The sequence below is a fragment of the Staphylococcus sp. HMSC077D08 genome (genome assembly GCF_001837945.1).
Lineage (GTDB): Bacteria > Bacillota > Bacilli > Staphylococcales > Staphylococcaceae > Staphylococcus > Staphylococcus epidermidis.
On record NZ_KV834798.1, the window covers coordinates 1 to 279 of the forward strand.

The window sequence follows — 279 nt, forward strand, 5'->3', positions numbered from 1 at the left end:
ACCTTGAGCTTGTCGACGTTTACTTTCATTTCGTTCTTGTTCTGAGACCATTGCTAATATTTGTATGATTAAATCTTTCATAAACTTATCTAATAAAGGATTGCCAATGACTTCATTCATCATAGGTAAACTAGTAATCATCAATTGAACTTCTTTATCTTTTAAATAATTAACTGTGTTAATCACTTCATCATAATTACGACCTAAACGATCAATCGATTCTACTACAAATCTATCGCCCATTCTCACAAAGTTAAGTGCTTCTTGAAATACTGGTCT

General features: G+C 31.2%; 1 protein-coding gene. It reads right to left on the reverse strand.

The genetic code is table 11. The features are described from left to right. Positions 1-279, reverse strand: a 279-nt coding sequence (locus HMPREF2663_RS12890) for a recombinase family protein (RefSeq protein WP_176746335.1), incomplete at both ends; no start/stop codon positions are given.